We start from the raw sequence: 23,883 nt of genomic DNA, 5'->3' as shown, positions 1-23,883 counted from the left end.
AGATTTCAATTTATGAGTTTAGAGCAAGAATTACACGAAATACTGGCCTCGGGCCTTGCGGCACAATCACTTCAATTAAGCGATGATCAGCAAGCGAAGCTAGTGGGCTTTGTATTATTGATTGATAAATGGAACAAAGCCTACAACCTGACATCGGTGCGCGATCCGAAACAAATGATGGTAAAACATATTTTGGACTCATTAGCGATATATCCATATTTAGCTAAACATGAAGCCAAACATATCATTGATGTCGGCACTGGCCCTGGTTTGCCAGGTATGCCCCTTGCGATAGCGTTTCCTGACACAGCATTTACCTTGCTAGATAGTTTAGGTAAGCGTGTTCGGTTTATGACCCAATGTGTCCATACCCTTAAATTATCTAACGTTACGCCTGTTCAAAGTCGTGTTGAAGCACATACCCCAGCGCAACCGTATGATATAGTACTTAGCCGAGCGTTCGCTTCGTTAAAAGATATGTTGCACTGGTGCCAACATCTGGTAAATTCAGACGGGCAGTTCCTTGCACTTAAAGGGCAGTTTCCAGAAGACGAATTGAAAGAAGTGAGTGATCACTATCAGGTGATCAAAACGGAGAGTCTCACTGTTCCTAATCTGGTGGGCGAACGACACCTCGTTTGGATTAAAAAGGCATAACAGGACTTATTGTGGCAAAGGTAATCGCGATCGCGAATCAAAAAGGTGGTGTGGGTAAAACCACTACTGCAGTGAATGTTGCAGCATCAATGGCTGCAACAAAACGTAAAGTGCTACTGATTGATCTTGATCCACAAGGTAACGCAACCATGGGAAGCGGCGTCGACAAATACGATGTTCACGCTACCGCGTTTGAATTGCTTATCGAAGAACAACCTATCAACGACGTTATTGTAAAAAATACAGCGGGTAAATTTGATTTAGTGGCTGCGAACGGTGACGTGACGGCAGCTGAAATTAAGTTGATGGAAATGTTTGCCCGTGAAGTGCGCCTTAGAAATGCGTTAAAACCTGTTCTCGATTATTACGATTTTATCTTTATTGACTGCCCTCCTTCACTAAACCAACTTACGGTGAATGCATTAGCTGCTGCTGATTCAGTCATGGTGCCGATGCAATGTGAATATTACGCACTCGAAGGGTTAACGGCGTTAATGGATACCATTCAAAAACTCGCATCAGTGGTAAATCCTGAATTGAAGATTGAAGGGGTATTGCGTACTATGTACGACCCTCGTAATCGCCTTGCCAACGATGTTTCCGAACAGCTTAAACGTCACTTTGGTGAGCAAGTATATCGTACTGTCATTCCGCGCAACGTGCGCCTAGCTGAAGCGCCAAGTTTCGGTACACCGGCGATGTACTACGATAAGTCTTCTACAGGGGCTAAAGCATATTTAGCATTGGCGGGTGAAATTCTTCGTCGTCGTGATAAATCTGCGCCAAGTCAGGCGAAAGCCAGTTAAATTATAATAAAGCGTAATGCATATCAGCAAATAGGCCATTGAGGGAAATATGTCAGCAAGAAAAAGAGGGCTAGGTCGCGGTTTGGATGCGCTATTAGCAACCAGTCAATCGACGTCGCAAAGAGAAACAGATGCTGCGGCGACAGAAGCTACACAAAGCGAACTTAGTAAATTACCTATAGAATTTCTTGTGCCTGGCAAATATCAGCCTCGCAAAGACATGTCACCTGATGCCCTTGAAGACCTTGCTTCCTCTATTCGTGCCCAAGGTATTATTCAACCCATCGTTGTTCGCAAAGTAGACGACAATAAGTACGAAATTATTGCGGGTGAACGTCGCTGGCGTGCATCGCAACTTGCGCAACTTGATGAAGTTCCTTGTCTTGTTAAAGATGTACCTGATGAGGCCGCGGTTGCCATCGCGCTAATTGAGAATATTCAGCGTGAAGATTTAAACGCGATGGAAGAGGCGCAAGCATTAGACCGTCTAATGAATGAATTCTCCTTAACCCACCAAGAAGTTGCTGAAGCTGTGGGTAAATCTCGTACAACCGTGACCAACTTGCTTCGACTTAACAATCTTAATGATGACGTTAAGTTGCTAGTTGAGCATGGTGATATTGAAATGGGTCATGCTCGCGCATTACTCGCCCTTGACGGTGAGCAACAATCAGAAGCGGCAAATGTTGTTTCGGGTAAAGGTTTAACGGTTCGTGATACAGAAAAGCTGGTCAAAAAGCTACTTGAACCAGAAAAACCGAAGCAAGAGAAGCAAATTGATCCAGATGTGCAAAACCTTATGACCCGACTTTCAGAAAATTTAGGGGCACCGGTAACAATAGACCATAACGCAAAAGGGAAAGGTAAATTAGTCATTAGCTTCGACGACTTACAACAATTAGACGGAATAATCAATAAAATTCAGTAGGTTATGTTTATATTCTGAAAGATGGTAAGTATGAATAACGAGGTCATTCATTCCTTAAACTTGGGCTGTGGACAGCCTCCTTTCCGGTTATAGCCTTAGAATATCTTCAGAATAGCTTTCAAAATGCGATGTACTGTTGAAAAATGTCGGTAAAACAGTATACTTCTGACGCTTTTCGTTAGACATGAACAAGCAGAAGGGCAACGTGAAAAACAAGTTAGCTGAACATGGAGTATTTATTGCCAAAAAAGGCATTCTGTTTCAGTTAGTCACGGCACTAATAATAACCCTTTTGGCGGGTATTATCGCAGGTCAACATTCTGCAATATCAACCGCCGCTGGCGCAGTGATAAGCATACTGCCAACAGCGATTTTTTCGGGGTTTGCATTTAAATATGCTGGTGCAAGTAAAAACGAACTTGTTGCCCAAAGTTTTAGCCAAGGTTCAAAATTGAAACTGGCACTGACAATCATTTTATTTGTAGTGACATTTGCAGGCTTAAATGCCGCGCCGCTAGAAGTTTTTGTGGCTTATGTCGTTACAACCGCCAGTCACGCACTGGCCATGTTCCGTTATGGTACGAAGTAGTCAAACAATAACGATTAATAAATAACTACTGAATACTTGCTTACGAATATGTACTGGAACCAGTCACCAATTTTTACACTTTACAACTTAGGTTAAACAATGGCATCTGAATACACTACCTCAGAATATATCAAGCACCACTTGACCAATGCCACCATGTGCTCAACCGACAACGGAATTGCTTTTAACAAAGCATGCTCTGATGCAGGTTTTTGGGCGTGGCATGTCGACACACTAGCCTGGTCAATTGGCCTTGGCATACTATTTCTTGTTGTTTTTAGAAGCGTAGCTTCAAAAGCCACTACGGGCGTACCTGGCAAAATGCAGGCGTTTGTAGAATTGGTTATTGAGTTCGTTGACGACAACGTAAAAAGTACCTTCCACGGAAGAAGTGCACTAATTGCACCACTTGCACTAACTATTTTTGTTTGGGTTTTATTGATGAACCTGATGGATTTAGTGCCTGTTGACCTTATTCCTTGGATTGCTGGTCTTGTAGGTCAGCATGCCTTCGGTATGGACCCTCATGATGTTTATATGAAGGCTGTACCTACGACTGACCTTAACCTGACGTTTGCATTAGCGTCTGGTGTATTCATCCTAATTCTTTTCTATTCAATTAAAATGAAGGGTATCAGCGGTTTTGCAAAAGAACTTACTATGCAACCATTCGGTCACCCTGTATTCATCCCAGTAAACTTTATTCTGGAATCAGTTACCTTACTTGCACGCCCGCTTTCATTAGCACTGCGTTTATTCGGTAACTTATACGCCAGTGAGCTAATCTTTATCTTGATAGCCACCATTGGTTACTTCCAGTTACCTTTACATTTTATGTGGGCTGTATTCCATATTTTGGTTCTCCCTCTACAAGCGTTTATTTTCATGATGCTAACCATCGTGTATTTAAGCTTGGCGTGTGAAGACCACTAGTAAGCATTGATCCGCGCTGGTAATACCTGGATTGACCGGCGCGGTTAATAACCGAGTTCTACTTTTAACATTAACTTTAAATTTAACTTAAATCGGAGACGTACATGTTATACATCGCAGTTGCACTACTGATCGGTCTTGGTGCCCTTGGTACCGCTATTGGTTTCGGTCTGCTGGGTGGTAAATTCCTAGAATCTGCTGCTCGCCAACCTGAACTAGCACCTCAACTTCAAGTTAAGATGTTCATCGTAGCAGGTCTTATTGACGCTATCGCGATGATCGGTGTTGGTATCGCTCTATACCTATTGTTCGCTGTTGGTGCCTAATTTTACTACACACTTTTTTAGCGAACTTTTAGAGGAGGGGCGATTGTGAATTTTAACGCCACTTTTATTGGTCAATTAATCGCCTTCGCTGTGTTCGTGGTGTTCTGCATGAAATATGTGTGGCCACCGCTGATGGCAGCGATTGAAGAACGTCAGAAGAAAATAGCCGATGGGCTTGAAGCTTCTGAACGGGCAGAGAAAGACTTAGAACTTGCTCAAGCGAAAGCCACTGAGCAAATGAAAGATGCGAAAGCGCAAGCAGCCGAAATTATCGAGCAAGCCAAAAAGCGCGCCAACCAATTGGTTGACGAAGAAACGCAGAAGGGCCATGCAGAACGCGAGAAGATTATTGCTTCTGGCTACACCGAAATTGAAGCTGAACGCAATCGTGCCAAAGAAGATTTGCGCAAGCAAGTGTCTGCATTAGCAGTAGCTGGCGCACAGCAAATCTTACAACGTGAAATTGATGCTAACGCACAAAACGACATTGTTGAAAAACTTGTCGCTGAGCTTTAAGAGGGAGATGAGCCATGTCTGAATTGACAACCGTTGCTCGTCCTTACGCTAAAGCAGCTTTCGATTTCGCCGTCGAGAAGAATGCCATTGCGAAGTGGCAAGAAATGCTGACCTTTGCAGGTGCAGTAGCACAAAACGATGATATACATCAGTTGTTATCTGGAGCAGTAGCTGCAGATACGCTAGCTGACGTTTTCATCAATGTTTGTGGTGAGCAACTCGATGATCATGGCCAGAACCTTGTAAAGGTACTGGCTGAAAATAAACGTTTAGCCGCGTTGCCTGAAATTTCAAATGTGTTTGATGCCTTTAAAGCAGATTACGACAAAGAAATTGAAGTAGACGTAACTTCAGCCTCTGCGCTGAACGATGCACAGAAAACCGATTTGGTTGCATCGTTGGAAAAACGTTTGGCACGTAAAGTGAAGCTTAATTGTAACGTGAATCCTGACCTGATCGCTGGAATGGTTATTAAAGCCGGCGATACAGTAATAGATGGTTCCGTAAAATCGAAATTGAACCGTCTAGCAGACGCGTTGCAAGCATAACGGGGATAAGAGCATGCAACTTAATTCCACTGAAATTGCTGAACTGATCAAGAAAAGAATTGAACAGTTCAATGTAAGCAGTGAAGCACGCAATGAAGGTACTATCGTCGCAGTAACTGACGGTATTATCCGCATTCATGGCCTTGCCGATGTAATGCAAGGTGAAATGATTGAGCTTCCTGGAAGCCGCTACGCTATTGCACTAAACCTTGAGCGAGACTCTGTAGGTGCGGTTGTAATGGGTCCATATGCGGACTTACAGGAAGGCGTAAAAGTACAATCTACAGGCCGTATTCTTGAAGTACCTGTTGGTAATGCCCTACTAGGTCGTGTTGTAAACACACTTGGTGAGCCTATCGACGGTAAAGGCGCCATTGATGCAGCTGGCTTTGAGCCAGTAGAAAAGATTGCACCTGGTGTAATCGAGCGTCAATCAGTAGATCAGCCAATCCAAACTGGTTATAAGTCAGTTGATGCCATGATCCCAGTGGGTCGTGGTCAGCGTGAACTTATCATCGGCGACCGTCAGTGTGGTAAAACCGCAATGGCAATCGACGCTATCATCAACCAAAAAGGTACAGGCATTAAATGTGTGTACGTAGCGGTTGGTCAGAAAGCTTCTACTATCGCTAACGTGGTACGTAAGCTTGAAGAGCACGACGCATTGGGTCACACCATTATCGTTGCTGCTTCTGCGTCTGAGTCTGCTGCATTGCAATACCTTGCACCATACTCTGGTTGTACTATGGGTGAATACTTCCGTGACCGCGGTGAAGATGCGCTAATCGTATATGATGATTTGTCTAAGCAAGCTGTTGCTTACCGTCAAATTTCATTGCTACTTAAGCGTCCTCCTGGTCGTGAAGCATACCCTGGTGACGTTTTCTATCTTCACTCTCGTTTGCTAGAACGTGCTGCTCGTGTAAACGAACAATACGTTGAGCGTTATACAAACGGTGAAGTGAAAGGCAAAACCGGTTCATTAACTGCGCTTCCAATTATCGAAACGCAAGCTGGTGACGTATCTGCTTTCGTACCTACCAACGTAATCTCGATTACAGATGGTCAGATCTTCCTAGAAACTGACTTGTTTAACGCAGGTATCCGTCCAGCGGTTAACGCTGGTGTATCGGTATCTCGTGTTGGTGGTGCTGCGCAAACTAAAATTATCAAGAAGTTGGGCGGTGGTATTCGTCTTGCACTTGCTCAGTATCGTGAATTGGCGGCATTCTCGCAGTTCGCATCTGACCTTGATGATGCAACCCGTGAGCAACTTGAGCACGGTGAGCGCGTAACAGAGCTAATGAAACAGAAACAATATGCACCACTATCTATCGCAGATATGGGCGTATCATTGTTCGCGGTTGAAAAAGGTTTCCTTAAGGACGTTGAGCTTAACAAAATCCTAGATTTTGAAGCTGCTCTTCATTCTTACATGAACAGCGAAAACGCTGACCTTATGAAGACTATCAACGAAACTGGTAACTTCAACGACGAAATCGCCGCTAAGTTAGCTGACGCTTTAACACAATTTAAAGCGACACAAACTTGGTAATCAATGCAGCCGATGATGTGTAAACACCATCGGCTTCACGTTGAGTAATCGGAGAAATAGTCATGGCCAGCGGTAAAGAAATAAAAGGTAAGATTGGGAGTATCAAAAATACTCAAAAGATTACCAGTGCAATGGAAATGGTTGCTGCGTCCAAAATGAAACGGGCGCAAGAACGTATGGCCTCTGGCCGTCCATATGCGCAAAACATGCTAAAAGTGATTGGTCACATTGCTAACGGTAACCTTGAGTTCCGCCATCCTTATTTGGAAGAGCGTGAAGTTAAGCGCGTCGGCTACATTGTGATTTCCACTGACCGAGGCTTGTGTGGTGGCTTAAACAGTAATGAATTTAAGCTTGTCACTCAGGACGTCAAAAAATGGCGTGACCAAGGTGTAGAAGTGGACTTCGCTGCATTAGGTTCAAAAGCGTGCTCTTTCTTCAACCGTTTTGGTGGCACTTTGCTTGCCGCTGAATCTGGATTGGGTGATAAGCCGTCTGCGAGCGATGTAGTAGGTGTTGTACGTGTAATGCTTAAAGCTTACGACGAAGGCAAATTAGACCGAGTTTTCTTGGTATTTAATGACTTCGTAAACACCATGACACAGAGCCCTGTGATCAATCAGTTATTGCCTTTGCCAAAGTCTGAAGACGAAGAATATAAGCATCGTTGGGACTACATTTACGAACCAGATCCAAAAGAAATTTTGGAAGCATTGATGGTACGTTACATTGAGTCTCAGGTGTATCAGGGTGTTGTAGAAAACGCGGCGTCAGAACAAGCTGCGCGAATGGTTGCCATGAAGGCAGCAACCGACAACGCTGGCGACTTAATTGATGAGTTGCAACTGATATATAACAAAGCGCGTCAAGCTGCAATCACACAAGAAATTAGTGAGATTGTGAGCGGTGCCGCAGCGGTGTAGGCAAAGGTTTCTAAAAGATAACGAGGACAAATTATGAGTCAAGGTAAGGTCGTCCAAATCATTGGCGCCGTTGTGGACATTGAGTTTCCACAAACTGCGGTACCAAGAGTTTATGACGCACTACGAGTTACCGAAGGTGGCTTGTCTGGGTTAACCCTAGAAGTGCAACAACAATTAGGTGGCGGTGTAGTTCGCTCTATCGCCCTAGGTTCTACTGATGGCTTACAGCGCGGTTTGGCTGTAGAGAACACTGAAAACCCTATTATGGTTCCAGTGGGTACAGCTACTCTTGGCCGTATCATGGACGTATTGGGTAACCCAATCGACGAAGCAGGCCCAATTGGCGAAGAAGACCGTATGTCTATTCACCGTGCAGCGCCTAGCTACGAAGATCAGTCTAGCTCAGTAGAATTACTAGAAACTGGTATCAAAGTAATCGACTTGGTTTGCCCATTCGCTAAGGGTGGTAAAGTTGGTCTATTCGGTGGTGCTGGTGTAGGTAAAACAGTAAACATGATGGAGCTTATCCGTAACATCGCAATCGAACACAGTGGTTTCTCTGTATTCGCCGGTGTTGGTGAGCGTACTCGTGAAGGTAACGATTTCTATCATGAAATGAACGACTCTAACGTACTTGATAAAGTATCGTTGGTTTACGGCCAAATGAATGAGCCTCCTGGTAACCGTTTACGTGTTGCTTTGACAGGTCTTACTATGGCTGAGAAGTTCCGTGACGAAGGTCGTGACGTACTATTCTTCGTAGATAACATCTATCGTTATACCCTAGCAGGTACTGAAGTATCAGCACTTCTAGGTCGTATGCCGTCTGCAGTAGGTTATCAGCCTACGCTTGCAGAAGAGATGGGTGTACTTCAAGAACGTATTACGTCAACGAAGACAGGTTCAATCACTTCAATCCAAGCGGTATACGTACCTGCGGATGACTTGACGGATCCATCTCCGGCAACAACCTTTGCTCACTTAGACGCAACAGTTGTACTTTCTCGTGATATCGCGTCTCTTGGTATCTACCCTGCGGTAGACCCACTAGATTCAACTTCACGTCAGCTTGACCCATTAGTTATTGGTCAAGAGCACTATGACGTAGCACGTGGCGTACAAACTGTACTTCAGCGTTATAAAGAGTTGAAAGACATCATTGCCATCCTAGGTATGGACGAGTTGTCTGAAGAAGACAAGCAAGTGGTATCACGTGCTCGTAAAATTCAGCGCTTCCTTTCTCAGCCTTTCTTCGTAGCAGAAGTATTCACTGGCTCTCCAGGTAAATATGTATCGCTTAAAGACACTATCAGTGGCTTTAAAGGTATCCTGGAAGGTGAGTATGACTCTCTACCAGAACAAGCCTTCTACATGGTTGGTTCTATCGAAGAAGCGCAAGAGAAAGCCAATAAAGCATAATTATGTGGCTGACCCTGTCAGCCTATTAATGTGCTAACGTACCTAATCAGGAGGTTCTATGGCAGCAATGACAGTACATTTGGACGTAGTAAGCGCAGAAAAAGAAATTTTTTCTGGTCTTGTTGAAACGATTCAAGTGACAGGTAGCGAAGGTGAACTAGGTATACACCCAGGTCACGCGCCACTTATCTCTGCTATTAAACCTGGTATGGTGCGTTTGGTTAAGCAGTTCGGTGAAGAAGAAGTTATTTACGTTGCAGGTGGTGTACTAGAAGTACAGCCTGGTAACGTCACCGTACTGGCTGATACTGCGGTTCGTGTAGAAGATCTAGATGAGCAAGCAGCAGAAGAAGCCAAACGACGTGCACAAGAGCACATCGCCAACCCAGGCGCAGACTTTGATTACGCAGAAGCAGCTCAAGAGTTGTCTGAAGCTATCGCACAACTTCGCCTTATTCAGAAGTTACGCAAGTAATCTAATAGCTGTTTATAAAAACCCGCCTTTTGGCGGGTTTTTTTATTTGAATAGATAGATAAACAGTGTAAATAAATACGTCAATCGATTAACATAAGGATTGCTGAATATAATGATTGTCTACGCAGATTGTGGCTAATTCGTAGTATTACAATAGCAGTCTGTCTGTATTCTCTCGTTAGTAGATACGATGGTTTTATGAAGATAGCTCCTCCAACCAATAAACCACAACAGTTTATTGGCTTATTTCCTCTCTTAATTTTATTAGCGATACCGCTATTGAATATGTATTCGGGCGCTTTTTACTGGCCGAATTCTGGCGATATTTCTGCTCAGCGCAGTTTTAATTCTGCAGTAAGTATTTCATTATTTATTGGATATTTCTGGTTTGGATTTCGTTATATTCACCAAAACGTAGCAAGCAGTTTAATTTCGTTGTTGGTTAAAAAAAATCAGTTAGGTCAGTTTTCAGTACATAGACAAAGGCTAACCAAGGTCTTTCATCATCAAGTTGTAAACTCAGTAATAATTTCATGTATGTTTATGGTTGTACTAGCATTTTTAGGGGATATTAGTGACGAAGGCTATAATATTAAAAGCATTTCATACATCGCATCATTCGTTACTTTTAGCCTTCTTACTTCCTTATTTCTATTTCAAGTCAGATCCAATGTGACCTACCTGCTAAAGGAGGTGCTTCCAGGAACCAATAAACCTTCAGACTACTGGGCGTCTTTTAGTGTAATAACCAAGCTTTCTCTGACCAATGCCACTATTGCCTTAGGCCTATTAACCGTTCTGCCTATATTTTGGTTCAATGTAGTCGTATCATCTTTAGAGGTGGTAGCGGTGGTGAGTCTGTCACTGCTAATAGTGGCATATACGTTTACGCCCTTGTTAAAATTCAAAGCTATCTTAAAACAGCAGAAGACTCGAGCCTTAAACGAAGGCCACAGTGAACAGAGCAATCATATTGATAAAAATAGGCCGTCAAGAATGGCCCGAGCCCCAAGTGAAGCTTTTAAAAATAGTGATAAACTAAAAACTATAGTGGCAGTTGTTTTGATTCCTGTTTCGTGGGGTTTAGTTTCAATGGTCGAAACGCTAATTTAAATTTTCAGATTTACGCCTAAAATTAAAAGGCGATATTTAAGTACTTTTTAAATTTGGTTTGTACTTCTGATATCCGTATAATTCCTAGTTCGGCGTTTAGTAAACGCGTATGTGTCACTTTCCTATTATTATAACTAGCGATTAAAAAATACGATGAAGTTCAGTGCTTACGAGAGTAACCGCAATGTAGTAAGTGTATGGGCGTACCCACTCTTTTTAGTTTTGATCCTCCTACTTATACATAATTGGACTGGGTCATTAACGTGGCCTGTTCTAGACGCAAATCATCAGCGAGATTTTAATACTGCGCTAGGCACCACGCTGCTTTCTGGGTTTTTTTGGCTTACGATAAGAAATGTTCATAAGAATGCGGCAAGTACATTAATTGCAGCATTAGTAAGCTTAGAAAAACTTAGTCAGTTTAATCATCATCGCAGTCTGTTAGGAAGGCAGTTCGCTAGACATTTAATGTGGTCAACCTCTATTGGGGTGATCATGCCTATTGCGTATTTATTATCCGAAGGCTTAGTGACACGAATAGATGAGCCAGAAGTGCTTGTTATTGCACTCACATCAATCCCTTTTTGGTTATTGTTAACGCTCTTTATTTTACAAGTCTTCAGTAACACTCATTATTTACAGAAGCTCGCATCAACGGAACATTCTGACGCTGTAAAAGAACTGTACTTGCTGCGAGAGATTTTTAATATGGCGCTGTCGAATACCTTAATAGCGGTCTCAGGGTTTGCGCTAACGCCGATTTTTTGGATCAACAAGCCAGTTCCATTCTTCGATATTGTTGTTCTTACTGTCTATGCCATTTTTATTTCAGCGTATTTGTTTCTACCCATGATTATAGTGGCGAAACGAATGCGCACAGTGGCAAATATAGTGATGAAAGATTATGAAAGCGAAATTACACAGTTAATTCGTCAGCAAGCAAATAGCGCCGTAAAGTCATCGCTCAGCAAAGAAATAGAGTCGATAGAAACCAATAAAGAAACCTTACGTAGAGTTTTAAGCAAACCCCAAAAGCTTAGATTACTTATGTGCATGATGCCTTTACCCGCCTCTTGGCTTGCCTTTCTATTTGTAGAATCCTTCTACTAAGGGTAGCTTATAGAATAAGCAAATTTCATTAGGAGAGTGACATGCTGATTTACGGCGATAAACGCTCAGGTAATTGCTATAAATTACAGCTTTTACTGGCATTACTTGGGAAGGCATGTGAGTGGATTGATGTCGATATTCTTAAAGGAGAGTGTCGAACAGATACGTTTCTAGCAAAGTCCCCTAACGGTAAAATTCCTATTCTAGAGCTGGATGATGGACGTGTGTTGTCTGAGTCCAATGCCATCATGCATTATTTAGCTTCGGGCTCTGCGTTTATTCCCACCTCTCCTTTTACTTTTGCCACTTTATTACAATGGCAATTTTTCGAGCAATACAGTCACGAACCCTATATTGCGGTTGCGCGCTATATCAATCTTTATCTTGGCTTACCTGAGGACAGAAAAGCAGAATATGAGGCGAAGCAAGCTGGAGGCTACAGAGCGCTTGAAGTGATGGATAAACAACTTAGTCAAACCCCATTTTTGCTAGGTAACCAAATTTCGCTGGCAGACATCTCATTATTTGCTTATACCCATGTTGCACACGAGGGAGGCTTCGATCTAGCGGCTTACCCCGCGATAAGAAATTGGATAACACTAATTAAAGATCAAAAAGGGTTTATTCCAATGGAGGCCTAGTGATTAGGTCTCTCGCTGGTGTGCTTTGGGCCCTCCCCAATTCTCTTGCATAGCCTCTTGTAACTTAATGAAAGGCTGAGTATCAATATTATATAGTGTGTTTAAGGTATAGGCCGTTGCTTCAAGGGTTGATAACCCTGCACGAATTCGAGTATGCCGTATTCTATATTGTGTAGAGGGGGCGTGCTCGAAATGGAAGCTCGGTATAGACGACAACCAAGGGAATTGTTGCAATACAGCGTAAGCTTGCTTCCAGCTACCATCTATCACCAATAGTGTTTGTAGTGATGAAGCAATGTGTTCCCGCTGTGACTCAAGGGCGATACTGTTATCACTAGGGTATAAAAGTGCTGTTGATTGGACGTTACATCGTGAAGCTAATGTAGCCATTTCGCTAATACTATCAGTGGGAATTATCTCTACATCGTTAGCGCAAAGCTTAATTAATCTTGCTGTATTCTTAGCATTGGCAGATTCCTTAACGTGTTGAATTATAATAACCTTAATTGGTACTATAACCGATGAAATTGCTTCACAAATACAGGTGCTTGTAGGGTAATTGCACTTTTCACATTTAGATCTCATAGTCGTGTTTTGTATAAACCCCAGTCCTTAAACAGTTAAAAATAGTTAGAATGGATAATATACGTTATGGTTGATGTAGCGATACAATCCAAAATACTAAAAACGCTTTCAATTGTACCAAGTGGTTACGTAATCAGCTATGGGCAGTTAGCAGACCTTGCAGGTTTGCCGGGTAAAGCTAGACTTGTAGGAAAGTGCTTAAAAGGCTCTGATGTTACTACTCGATGGCATCGAGTTATAAGAGCTGATGGAAAAATAGCATTTCCGGCAGGATCTGAGCTAGCAGAAGAGCAGCGTTCTTTGCTGGTATCAGAAGGGGTCGTAGTTAGAAACCATAGAGTGAATATGAAAATTTATGGTTGGAAACCTAGTTTGTATACTTTATTGGCCGAACTAGACCAGTAGGAATATGTACTCGTGTTTGGCATAATTTATCACCAGTTGGCGTGGCGTTTTTAAAGTGGTATCTCACTCATAATGCTTAAGAAAATTACAATAAAAGACTTGAAACCAGGCATGTTTGTTCATCAAATCCTGGAGCAGAAAGGTCAACTTTCAGTTAAAAGCCAAGGACGAGTTACCTCGCAGGCGATTGCTGATGCCCTTAAAAAAAAGGGCGTGTTAACCCTTGTTGTTGATACTGATAAAGCGTTTAGCGTATCTTCAGGTGAACCTGAACCTAACAAGGAAGCGCCGGTAAGCAAAAAGGTTGCAGAGAAAGCACCTAAGGCAAGCCTTGAAAGCGAATTGACCCGCGCAACCAAGTTGCACGTTCAAGGCAAGCGAATTCAAAAGCAGTTACTTAGCAGTGTTAAAAAAGCACAGCCTTTTGATAGCAGTATTCCTAAAGAATTTTCAGCGAAGTTGGTGTCTTCAGTAGACCGTAACCCCGATGCATTATTGTGTCTGACGAAAATTCGTGAAAAAGATGACTACCTCTTAGAACATTCTTTAAATGTTGCTATATTACTGGCTAACTTTGGTCGTCATTTAGGAATGTCTGAAAGCGAAGTTCAAGATCTCTCATATTCAGGTTTTCTACATGACTTGGGTAAAATTCAAATACCGGATGAAATTCTGCATAAGCCTGGCCGTTTAACTGACGATGAAATGGACATCATGAAAGGGCATGTTAAACACGGGGTAGATTATTTAAATGAAACCGACTTAGACAAAACCTTAATTAGAACTATCAGTGAGCATCACGAGCGCTTAGATGGTTTAGGGTACCCTATGGGCACTAAAGGTGAAAACATCAGCCGTGAAGGCCGCATGTTAGCTATTGCGGATATGTACGATGCCTTAACTGCAGATAGAGTGTATAAATCTGGTATGTCGAGCCAAAAAGCGTTTTCTATATTGCTAAGCGATGCGCCGTCACGATTAGATTTACCATTGGTACAACAATTTATAAAATGTATGGGTATCTATCCGGTAGGAAGCCTAGTCCTATTGTCGAATGAACGACTTGCCATGGTTATTGAACAAACTGACTCGCCATTAGCGCCTAAAGTTAAGGTATTTTATTCTGTTCGAAATGCACATTTTCTTGAGCCAAAAGATATCGATTTAGCATCAGAAAAAAACGTTAAGGTGTCAAAAGCGGCTATTGCTTCCGATTATAAAATTGACGTGAACGCCTTTTTCGAACGCTCGGTCTCTATCGGGTAAGCACTAAAACATATTCCAATGGATATGTTCTGTACGAGTTGAGCAGAACGCTAAACACACACTGTCGTAAAAACGCGACTAAGTAAGAACGTTGCGTTTGTCTGTACCCTTTACAAACACCTTCACATTATACATCCGAACATTATTCAAACGCGGCGTGCGTAATAAGTTTGTTATCACCCGCCTATCGAAATATTACGTATCGTAGGAAGGCACTTCAAGGCTTGCACTATAAGCTGCCATTTAGCTTACGTTCAGTTAACTTCCTCTATAATGCCCTTAACGATTTTCTTTTATTGGTTACACTCATGCCAGTTAATGAATGTGGAATGCATATTGCTGTACTACTTAATAGTTAGTTAATAATTAGTGCTCGACAAATTTCGCTCAATACGTATTGGACAATAGATTGAGACGATAAATTAGTAACAGTAAAGATAGCAGTGACGCGAGCATGTAACTGTAAAGTTTAAAAGTAGGCGTAAGCTCGCCATCACTTGAAAAGTTGATAACGACGTACCGAGGATGTTATGAAAAAGAAAATAGGAATTACTTTAATTGCGGCATCTTTAGCCGTTGCTGGCTGTGCTAACGATCCATCGAACTCGCAGAAAGGTGCAGCTATTGGTGCTGTCATGGGCGCGTTGTTAGGTAAGGCGACGGGAGATAATGACAAAAGTCGCTACGCGTGGGGTGCGGCAGTTGGTGCCATTGCGGGTGGCGCGATTGGTGGATACATGGACAAGCAAGAAGAAGCGCTTCGAAGTGAATTATCTGATACCGGCGTTCAAGTAGTTCGAGAAGGCGACAATTTACGTTTGATCATGCCTGGCGATATAACATTTGCTACCGATAGTTCTTCTATCAGCCCTAACTTTAACCCCGTACTTCAAGATGTTGCCAAAGTAGTGAATAACTATGAAAAGACAGTACTGATGATAAAAGGTCATACTGATGACACAGGGTCAGAGCAATATAACCAAGGTTTATCTGAGCGCCGTGCGGGTGCGGTTAGAAATGTATTATTGAATTACAGCGTTAATTCTACTCGCATTACCACAGTAGGTATGGGTGAATATCAGCCTAAAGTGCCAAATGACACTGCGGCAAATAGATCGATGAACCGTCGTGTGGAGTTAGAGATTCAGCCGCTAACTCAGTCATAACGTTCGCTGCTAACTAATAAGAAAGGGCCTTTATTGGCCCTTTTTTCTATGCGATTTAATTTGCTCTGCAACGCTATCGGCAAGCGCATTTGGAACGGGAATGGTTAAGTGATATTGGCTTACTTTCCACTTATGGTTCTCTAATATCAATACACCGGTTCCACGTGTCACTCCTAAGCTATCGTTATCTAGAAGTTCATCGAACCACGCCACATCGCGGTTATTTGAAAAATATATATGTCTTGAATGGGGGGTATATGTCCATCCACGTCCTTTCGAAAAGTGAGGTTGTGCATAAGCTTTAAAGGCACTCATTGTCCATACCTCGCTAGCATCTGTACCAATGAAAATAGCATTGTCGCTATACAGTGAAAAGTAGCTGTCGAAGTTTGCATCGGAGGCAAATTGGTGTAGTGAATCGAGCACCTTGTTTACTTTTATCTCGTCTTCTAGCAATGGCTGAACTTTGGTATCACTATGCGGCTGTGTTGTTGAGGTCAACACCTCAGCAGCAACAGTATTCACGCAACTGAGTAATAAGATGGCGGTAATAGTTAAACGCATATATGTGTCGCTCCGAAGGACGAAAAGGTTTCACATGAAACAGTACAAATCAGTTTATCTTAAATTGAAACTGCGCCATAGAGCTGTTTACGCATTGCTTAAGTGTACTTATGCGCCCTTTAAAGGGAGTACTTATAAGGAGTTATAGCAATAACTTAGGCCTCATACGCCATAGTCGATTCTCGTATTATCAATGAAGGTTGAAACAAGGTTTGCACTTCATCTTTGTAGCCATAAACTACATTTAAAATATGACGTGCTGACATAGCAGCCATGTCTGAGATAGGGTTGCTAACCGTGGTTAGGCGTGGGAATACATGGTGCGCAAAAACGGCATCATCAAAACCCACGATAGACAAATCTTGTGGCAGGTTCATTCCTAAATCTCTGGCACAGCTCATCGCCCCTGAGGCCATCCAATCATTAGCACATACCAGTGCTGAAAAAGGCGAGTCGCCTGAAAGTAACTCTAACAAACCTGCTTTACCGTCTTCTTCGGTGTAGCTTCCTTCAAAGACTAAATTCGGTGTAAAGGCTATCCCTGCTTCTTTAAGTGCGCGCTTATGACCTGCCAGTCGTTGATTTGCATCGCATTTATCAGAAGGCCCTGATATATAGCCAATATTTTTATGGCCTAGGCTAATAAGGTGCTGCGTGGCTAAATAGCCGCCTTTTTCATTGTCTAACACAATACATCCTTCTCCCACACCATCAACTTGGCGGTTTACCAAAGAAATTGGGAGGCGAGATGAATTCAGCGTTTTTAAATACTCATCACTCATGGCTTCAGCATGCATGATAATAGCATCGCAATTACGACCAATTAGAAATTCGACCGCGTCTTGTTCGGTTTCTAAGTTATTGTGCCCTACTGTAATAATGACGTGCTTATCAGCGGCTCTCAGCGTCAACTCTACTGCTTGCATCAAGTCACCAAAAAATGGTGAGTTTAACTCTGAAACGAGAATACCTACACTATCTGAGCGGCTGGTGGCCAGTGAACGAGCAATGGAGTTGGGGCGATAGTTTAGCGCTAACATGGCTTCTTCTACCTTGGCTTTTAAGGCGGGATTTACAGTAGTTTTACCGTTCAATACCCGAGATACCGTCGACAACGAGACCCCTGCCTTATCAGCTACTTCATAGATTGTTGCCACGTATTACTTCCCCCAACTTAGTTTTCCAATGCCCATCAATACGGTGTTCGCATTATATACTGCGCATTATGCCGTTATTCAGGCAGTTGCGCTACGTCGCTTAAGTAAAGTCTCTGTTACTTCTTGTTGGCGCGCATCGGTAAGCGGATAAAGCATAATTAGGAGTGCGCCTGCTATACCAAAGCAGGCAGGTATCCAGCTCATCAATGCCTGCATGCCCGGTAAGGTTTGCGAAATGGAATCGACTTGCATGCCGTCATAACCATAACTTCCTAGTACCAACAGAACGAGAGCACCTGCAAAGCCTCCACCGGTTTTCTGTACAAAAGAGCCTGCTGAATAAACTAAGCCTGTCGCTCTTCGGCCTGTACGCCATTCGTTATAATCTGCAGAGTCGCCAAGCATGGAAAAGAATAAGGTTGGCATGATCGCAGCGAAAAACTCCGCACTACATCCCAATACAAATATGCCCGTAACAGAACCTTGTGGCACAAAGTAAATTGCGCATGTAAGTGCGCTGCTAGCCAATAACGAGAGAATAAATAGCTTTTTCCTGCCCATAAAACGCGATAATGCTGACGTGGCCAATGCGCCTAATATCGATACCACCAATAAGGCAATAAAATAATATCCGGTGAGCAATTCATCACCAATGTAGTACTTAAAGTAATAGGCAATGACACCGTACTTTATGCCGTTAAACATCATAGTAAGGAAGCCCATGCCTAGCAAAATGACCCAGGGTTTATTGGTAAGTAAATCAATGATGTCTTGTTGTGAACGACTATTGCTCGCTTCAGGTCGATTTACAAGGCGCTTAATAAAGATGGATGTTATCGAAATGACCACAACGAAAGCGATGCCACTTGGCCAATTTCTATAATAGAAAAAGGCAGTAATGGCCGACAGCGGGAACAGAATTAACGGTAGCTGACGAGACAAGTCTTTTAGTTCTTGAAGTAAGCTTGCTCCGTCGTTTTGCACTACTGGAACCCTCTCCTTGGTGGTGGCCACAGTCGTGAACATCAATGCGACTAAGAGAGTAGCAAAAAGGTACATGGCATATTGATAACCCTTTGCAGTATTACCTTCACCGAAGAACGCAACTAGCATAGGTAAGCACCCCATGACGAGCAGTCCTCCCATAAAAGCTCCAGCAAATCGAAAGCCGGATAAACTGGTTCGCTCTCGGTCGTCGCTTGTCATCACGCCCATTAGCGCTGAATAGGGTACGTTATTAACCGTGTAAGCTAAGGTTAGCCCTATGTAGGTTAGGTAGGCATAGATGAGCTTATTCGTATAAGAAAAATCAGGTGTGGTGAAACACAGCACCATGAATAAGCCTAAAAAAGGGGTAGAGCCTAATATCCAGGGTCGAAATTTACCGAGTTTAGTTTGCGTTCTATCGGCAATCATTCCCATGATGATGTCAGTAACGCCATCCGTAAGACGTACCACCAAAAAAAGCATGGCAGCGGCCGCAGCAGTTAACCCAAAGGTATCTGTGTAAAACACCGCCAAGTATGCAAGGGCGCCTCGCCAGACTAGATTAGCCGCTGCATCGCCCAACCCATAACCAATCTTTTCCCGCACACTCAACGAATGATTCACAGCGTATTCCTTTTATATTTGTTATTTACGACTAGCTAATAAACGTTGGTAAGCCTTCGCACTATTTTTAAAAGTACGTTCTTGGGTTTCGAAATCGACATAGACAAGACCGAACCGCTTTTCATAGCCCTCGGCCCATTCAAAGTTATCCATGAGGCTCCACGCGAAGTAACCACCCACTTTCACGCCTGATTCCATCGCTTCATTAACCGCGTTTAGGTGGCCAGTGTAATAGTCTATTCTATCTTCGTCGTCTACCATACCATCTTGGACTACATCTGCCATGGCAGCCCCGTTCTCGGTAATGTATACAGGTGGAAGTTTATAACGCTCATCCAAAGAAACGAGCAGTTCACGTAAAGCTTCAGGGTAAATTTCCCAACCAATATCCGTCATGGGGGCTTGGTGGGCGTGCTCGTGAAAGAGATCTTCTGCTTTATGTGGAGCAGAGTAATGAAGACGGGTATAGAAGTTAATGCCAAGAAAATCTAAAGGCTGACAAATAATTTCCATGTCACCTGATTCGATGGGAGGCTTGTCACTATCTGCTAATGCCTCGATAACATAGGGATAACTCCCTTCCATCACAGGTTGCATATACCATTGATTTATATATTGATCTGCCATTTCTGTGGCGAGCTTATCGGCTTCAGAATCTGATGCGCTATAGCACGGGGTAAAATTCAACACGATACCGTTCAAAGCATGAGGCGCATTTTTTCTTAGTACCTGCATACCTAGTCCGTGGGCAAGTAAAATGTGATGGGCGGCAGCTCGACCGAACTTTCTTCCTTTTCGGCCAGGCGCATGAACACCAATTTCATAGCCTAAATATGCAGAACAAAAGGGTTCGTTGAAAGTGGCATAAGAATAAACTCGATCGCCAAGGGCTGTGGTAATTTTATCAGCATAGTTTGCGAAATCGTAAGCGGTTTGACGATACAGCCATCCGCCTTTTGTCTCTAAATACTGTGGTAAATCCCAATGGTAAAGGGTGACGAACGGTTTTATATTCGCTTCAATTAGCACATCAAGTAATTGAATATAAAAAGAAACGCCTTTTTCATTTAATTCGCCATCCTGAGTCATCACTCGAGGCCAAGATATAGAAAAACGATACGCATCTACGCCAAGTTGTTTGAGCATTTCAACATCATCGCGCCACCTAAGAATATGTTCACAAGCTACCACGCCATCAGAATTATCAGCTACTGCCCCAGGCGTGCGACAAAAAACATCCCAAATACTTTCCATTCGATTTTCAGCATCTCCCTCTATTTGAAAAGAAGAAGTCGCTGTTCCAAAGGTAAATTCTTTATCTAACATGGGGCTTGTTTTGGGTAGCTCGATGTCTTTCATCATTTCTTAGGGTCCTATTACAATTCTCGGTAATGTAGCGAGGTGAAAGTTTGAATGCGTGAAAAATAAACGCTACGGATGACTTCACCTATTTTGTTTATAGCATGAACACAACATTTTGAGAAAGCGCTTTCTTTGTAAAGTTGTTATGTTTTATCTTTACGTTACAGATTCCCTGTTTACATTTGGCTGGTTGATGTTCACAGATTTCACTTGAGGGTATAATTCAAGTTTTTGATTTATAATAATAAATATAAATAAGAACAGTTATCTAATATTAAGCTTATTTTTCGTTGTGAAGTTTGTGTGAAAAAAATGTTGATCTTTAGTCTAGGATGACTTAGTTTTGAGAAAGCGCTTTCTCTTGCGGGTGTTTCGTTGGTAAACCTGAGAAAGCCCTTTCTTGGGAAGCGCTCATTACTCAGCACAACATAAGAGAGAAAGACAGTGACACATAACAAGCTATACAAATCTAAAATCGCTACTAGTCTGTCTTTAATATTGGGAACAGGCCTGATGTTCCCAGTACAAGCACAGGAAGCTAGCGAAAATGACAATATAGAAGTCATTCAAGTATCTGGGATTCGAAGCAGTGTTCAAGAATCGATGGGCATTAAGCGCGATTCAGCGGGTGTTGTTGATGCTATTTCCGCTGAAGACATTGGTAAGTTTCCTGATACAAACTTAGCAGAATCCCTTCAACGTATTACCGGTATATCGATAAGCCGAAATAACGGTGAAGGTAGCCAAATTACGGCGCGTGGTTTCGGCCCCGATTTCAACATGGTGACGTTAAATGGCAGAACGATGCCAGGCGCTGCGTTACCTAATGGCGGTAGTGTTGGTAATTCTCGTGCATTTAACTTTTCTGATTTAGCATCTGAAAGTGTCCGTGCTGTAGAGGTTTATAAAACCGGTCGCGCAAGTATAGCTACTGGTGGTATTGGTGCCTCAGTTAATATTCGTACTGCAAGACCATTCGATGCGTCTGAAACTGGCATCATGGCGAGTGTCGGTGCGAAAGCACTGCATGACACGACAAATCGCGTGGGTGACGATGTCACGCCAGAGCTGTCTGGGTTTATTAACTACTTAAACGACGACAGAGTATTTGGGGTGACCTTTACTGGGTCCTACCAGCAACGTGATAGTGCCGCACAAGGCGCATTCGTTAATGAATGGCGAGTAAATCCGTTTAATGGCACGGTACCACAATCTCCAGATCCGGCTAATCCAGATAGTGGTGATCCTATCGTTCTAAATAATGCACCAGCAATGGGGCAATTATTTGGTATCCCTTCAGATTTACGTTACTACATGGCGGACAGAGAGCGTGAGCGTACCAACGCCCAGCTTACTTTTCAGTATGCGCCAAGTGATGATCTCGTGGCTACCCTAGACTACACGTATTCAAAACAAGACTTATACGAAGCTCGTGCAGAGCAGTCGATTTGGATGGACGACCGTTACTTTACCAACCTAACCTTCGATGACAATACGGTTAAAACTCCCGTGCTGATTACGCAAGAGCGTAGAGATTTATTGCCTCGTGACTTGGGCTTAGCGATACAAGAGCTTAATCAGGTTAACGAAAATAAATCAGTAGGTTTTAACGTTAAATACTTTGCTACCGATGATTTAACGCTGCATTTCGACTTGCATAATTCTACTGCAGAAGGTCGACCAGATTCACCTTACGGTACATGGACAAACCTTGGACTTGGTGCGAACGTTGCTCGCGGTCAAGGTGTCGATTTCTCCGGCGACTTCCCTATCATGATGCTAGATTTCGACGATGTTTCTCGTACGAATCTAAATGGAAACGGCGTACTTGACCAAGACGATGTGGGTACATCAATTCTTGATATGAACTTTGCTTCACAAGAAACAGAAATTACCCAAGCTCGTATTGACGGTAGCTATGCTATGGATACCGGAAGTATTAACTTCGGTATTGAATCTCGTGCTATGGAAAGTACGTCGCTACAATCACTTACTCGTCATACCATGGGTAACTGGGGTATTGAAAATCCAGGTGAATTGCCAGCAGGTTCATTAACCCCTCTCGATTTAGCCAGTGAATTCAGCGACTTCAATACCACAGGTATGTTTTCGCAAGGGTTTACCGGTAGCGTGGCTGAAATTGGTGCCTTCGCTGCCCAAGAGTATGGTTTCGATTTACTTGCCAACAACCCATTTGCCACTAACCGGACTATTGAAGAAGATATTACATCGGTTTATTTTGAACTCGATTTATCCGGTGAACTCAATGGTATGGAATATAACTTATTGACCGGTATTCGTTACGAAAATACGGATGTCACTTCTATTGCAAATATCAGCTTACCTAGCGGTATCGCATGGGAAGGAAACAACGACTTTAACGTTCGTTTCGGTAGCGACATGGAAGATGTTGAAGTTGATTCAAGCTATGACCATTTCCTTCCTGCGTTAGATTTCGATATCGAAGTGATGGAAAATGTGATTGCGCGTTTCTCCTATAGCAAAACCATAGCTAGACCGACTTACAACAACTTAAGTGCGGCTTCTACTGTTGGTACGCCAAGTAGCCCTACCCTTCTTAGTGATGGCCCAACGGCTACGGCAAGCTCAGGTAACCCTGCTCTTATACCGCTTGAATCAGACAACGTAGATTTATCGCTAGAATACTACTTTGATGAAACCAGCTACGTATCAGTAGGTTTTTACGATAAACGGGTTAAAAACTTTATTGGTAACGAACAAGTTGAAGAGAACATATTTGGGTTGACGGACGCTACGGCAGGTCCTCGTGCACAAGCAGCTATGGACGAACTTGAAGCCCGCGGCATTCCTATCAGCGATACCTCGTTATTTAACATGGTCGCTGCAATGGAAAATGGTGTCGATTACGACTCTATGACCGACGAACAGTTCGAAGCGGCATACGACATTATTCCAAATGGTGACGATCCATTGATGACTTTCATCAATTCGAAGCCAGTGAATAACAAAAACGCCAATATTTACGGATTTGAGCTGGCTGCCCAGCACTTCTTCGGCGATACCGGTTTTGGTATTCAAGCGAACTATACAACGGTTACAGGTGATATCGGGTTTGATAACAACGCCAACCCAAGTATTACGCAGTTTGCGCTAGTCGGCTTAAGTGATACCGCTAACCTGATATTTATGTATGAAATGGATGCACTTCAAGCGCGTATTGCCTATAACTGGCGTGATAAGTTCCTA

24 protein-coding genes are annotated in these 23,883 nt (G+C 42.9%); 19 read left to right on the top strand and 5 right to left on the bottom strand.

Going from position 1 to position 23,883, the window contains the following annotated elements:
* Positions 1-12: 12 nt before the first annotated feature.
* From rsmG to AAC006_RS16580, 15 genes are all read left to right on the top strand, one after another.
* The gene (gene rsmG / locus AAC006_RS16650) at positions 13-657 is read left to right on the top strand and encodes a 16S rRNA (guanine(527)-N(7))-methyltransferase RsmG (RefSeq protein WP_013786819.1); all 645 of its coding nucleotides are present in this window, start codon (positions 13-15) and stop codon (positions 655-657) included.
* A gap of 11 nt (positions 658-668) precedes the next feature.
* Entirely contained in the window at positions 669-1,463 is a 795-nt protein-coding gene (locus AAC006_RS16645) for a ParA family protein (protein ID WP_013786818.1), read from the top strand.
* A gap of 49 nt (positions 1,464-1,512) precedes the next feature.
* Entirely contained in the window at positions 1,513-2,391 is an 879-nt protein-coding gene (locus tag AAC006_RS16640) for a ParB/RepB/Spo0J family partition protein (RefSeq protein WP_208804716.1), read from the top strand.
* A gap of 205 nt (positions 2,392-2,596) precedes the next feature.
* On the top strand, positions 2,597-2,980 hold the full coding sequence (locus AAC006_RS16635) for an ATP synthase subunit I (RefSeq protein ID WP_013786816.1): 384 nt from the start codon (positions 2,597-2,599) through the stop codon (positions 2,978-2,980).
* A gap of 99 nt (positions 2,981-3,079) precedes the next feature.
* A complete protein-coding gene (gene atpB, locus AAC006_RS16630) occupies positions 3,080-3,913 on the top strand; it encodes a F0F1 ATP synthase subunit A (RefSeq protein ID WP_013786815.1) in 834 nt (277 codons plus the stop codon).
* Between the two features lie 104 nt (positions 3,914-4,017).
* Positions 4,018-4,239, top strand: a complete 222-nt coding sequence (gene atpE, locus AAC006_RS16625) for a F0F1 ATP synthase subunit C (RefSeq protein WP_012520222.1) — start codon at positions 4,018-4,020, stop codon at positions 4,237-4,239.
* A gap of 45 nt (positions 4,240-4,284) precedes the next feature.
* Positions 4,285-4,755 carry a F0F1 ATP synthase subunit B gene (atpF, locus tag AAC006_RS16620; RefSeq protein WP_013786814.1) on the top strand — a complete coding sequence of 157 codons (471 nt, stop codon included), beginning with the start codon at positions 4,285-4,287 and terminating at the stop codon, positions 4,753-4,755.
* Positions 4,756-4,769: 14 nt separating this feature from the next.
* Positions 4,770-5,303 carry a F0F1 ATP synthase subunit delta gene (gene atpH, locus AAC006_RS16615; RefSeq protein WP_013786813.1) on the top strand — a complete coding sequence of 178 codons (534 nt, stop codon included), beginning with the start codon at positions 4,770-4,772 and terminating at the stop codon, positions 5,301-5,303.
* A 13-nt stretch (positions 5,304-5,316) separates the two neighbouring features.
* A complete protein-coding gene (gene atpA, locus AAC006_RS16610) occupies positions 5,317-6,858 on the top strand; it encodes a F0F1 ATP synthase subunit alpha (RefSeq protein ID WP_013786812.1) in 1,542 nt (513 codons plus the stop codon).
* Positions 6,859-6,920: 62 nt separating this feature from the next.
* Positions 6,921-7,781: a F0F1 ATP synthase subunit gamma gene (atpG, locus tag AAC006_RS16605; protein ID WP_013786811.1), complete on the top strand. Its 861-nt coding sequence runs from the start codon at positions 6,921-6,923 to the stop codon at positions 7,779-7,781.
* A 33-nt stretch (positions 7,782-7,814) separates the two neighbouring features.
* Positions 7,815-9,200 carry a F0F1 ATP synthase subunit beta gene (gene atpD, locus AAC006_RS16600; protein WP_013786810.1) on the top strand — a complete coding sequence of 462 codons (1,386 nt, stop codon included), beginning with the start codon at positions 7,815-7,817 and terminating at the stop codon, positions 9,198-9,200.
* A 58-nt stretch (positions 9,201-9,258) separates the two neighbouring features.
* Entirely contained in the window at positions 9,259-9,675 is a 417-nt protein-coding gene (locus tag AAC006_RS16595) for a F0F1 ATP synthase subunit epsilon (protein WP_013786809.1), read from the top strand.
* Positions 9,676-9,873: 198 nt separating this feature from the next.
* The gene (locus tag AAC006_RS16590) at positions 9,874-10,788 is read left to right on the top strand and encodes a hypothetical protein (protein ID WP_013786808.1); all 915 of its coding nucleotides are present in this window, start codon (positions 9,874-9,876) and stop codon (positions 10,786-10,788) included.
* A gap of 153 nt (positions 10,789-10,941) precedes the next feature.
* Positions 10,942-11,898 (top strand): hypothetical protein, encoded by a 957-nt coding sequence (locus AAC006_RS16585; RefSeq protein WP_013786807.1) that lies wholly within the window; start codon positions 10,942-10,944, stop codon positions 11,896-11,898.
* A gap of 41 nt (positions 11,899-11,939) precedes the next feature.
* Complete coding sequence (locus tag AAC006_RS16580; protein ID WP_013786806.1) at positions 11,940-12,539, top strand: glutathione S-transferase family protein; 600 nt, start codon at positions 11,940-11,942, stop codon at positions 12,537-12,539.
* A 3-nt stretch (positions 12,540-12,542) separates the two neighbouring features.
* On the opposite strand, the gene AAC006_RS16575 is transcribed toward AAC006_RS16580, so the two are convergent.
* Positions 12,543-13,124, bottom strand: a complete 582-nt coding sequence (locus AAC006_RS16575; RefSeq protein ID WP_013786805.1) for a tRNA-uridine aminocarboxypropyltransferase — start codon at positions 13,122-13,124, stop codon at positions 12,543-12,545.
* A gap of 66 nt (positions 13,125-13,190) precedes the next feature.
* Between AAC006_RS16575 and AAC006_RS16570 the strand changes: the two genes are divergently transcribed.
* From AAC006_RS16570 to AAC006_RS16560, 3 genes are all read left to right on the top strand, one after another.
* Entirely contained in the window at positions 13,191-13,529 is a 339-nt protein-coding gene (locus AAC006_RS16570) for an MGMT family protein (RefSeq protein ID WP_013786804.1), read from the top strand.
* Positions 13,530-13,601: 72 nt separating this feature from the next.
* The gene (locus AAC006_RS16565; RefSeq protein WP_126871538.1) at positions 13,602-14,795 is read left to right on the top strand and encodes an HD-GYP domain-containing protein; all 1,194 of its coding nucleotides are present in this window, start codon (positions 13,602-13,604) and stop codon (positions 14,793-14,795) included.
* A 530-nt stretch (positions 14,796-15,325) separates the two neighbouring features.
* Positions 15,326-15,961 (top strand): OmpA family protein, encoded by a 636-nt coding sequence (locus AAC006_RS16560; protein WP_126871537.1) that lies wholly within the window; start codon positions 15,326-15,328, stop codon positions 15,959-15,961.
* A 30-nt stretch (positions 15,962-15,991) separates the two neighbouring features.
* On the opposite strand, the gene AAC006_RS16555 is transcribed toward AAC006_RS16560, so the two are convergent.
* The 4 genes from AAC006_RS16555 to AAC006_RS16540 form a co-directional block, all read right to left on the bottom strand.
* Complete coding sequence (locus AAC006_RS16555; RefSeq protein ID WP_013786801.1) at positions 15,992-16,525, bottom strand: nuclear transport factor 2 family protein; 534 nt, start codon at positions 16,523-16,525, stop codon at positions 15,992-15,994.
* 155 nt (positions 16,526-16,680) lie between these two features.
* Positions 16,681-17,682 (bottom strand): LacI family DNA-binding transcriptional regulator, encoded by a 1,002-nt coding sequence (locus tag AAC006_RS16550; protein WP_013786800.1) that lies wholly within the window; start codon positions 17,680-17,682, stop codon positions 16,681-16,683.
* 78 nt (positions 17,683-17,760) lie between these two features.
* Positions 17,761-19,293 (bottom strand): MFS transporter, encoded by a 1,533-nt coding sequence (locus AAC006_RS16545; protein ID WP_339891925.1) that lies wholly within the window; start codon positions 19,291-19,293, stop codon positions 17,761-17,763.
* 21 nt (positions 19,294-19,314) lie between these two features.
* Positions 19,315-20,652 (bottom strand): GH1 family beta-glucosidase, encoded by a 1,338-nt coding sequence (locus AAC006_RS16540; RefSeq protein ID WP_041453223.1) that lies wholly within the window; start codon positions 20,650-20,652, stop codon positions 19,315-19,317.
* A 447-nt stretch (positions 20,653-21,099) separates the two neighbouring features.
* Between AAC006_RS16540 and AAC006_RS16535 the strand changes: the two genes are divergently transcribed.
* Positions 21,100-23,883, top strand: a 2,784-nt coding sequence (locus tag AAC006_RS16535) for a TonB-dependent receptor (RefSeq protein ID WP_339891923.1), incomplete at its 3' end; no start/stop codon positions are given.

The organism is uncultured Alteromonas sp. (assembly GCF_963976965.1).
GTDB classification, from domain to species: Bacteria; Pseudomonadota; Gammaproteobacteria; order Enterobacterales; family Alteromonadaceae; genus Alteromonas; species Alteromonas naphthalenivorans.
This window is presented reverse-complemented; position numbering and strand designations above follow the sequence as displayed.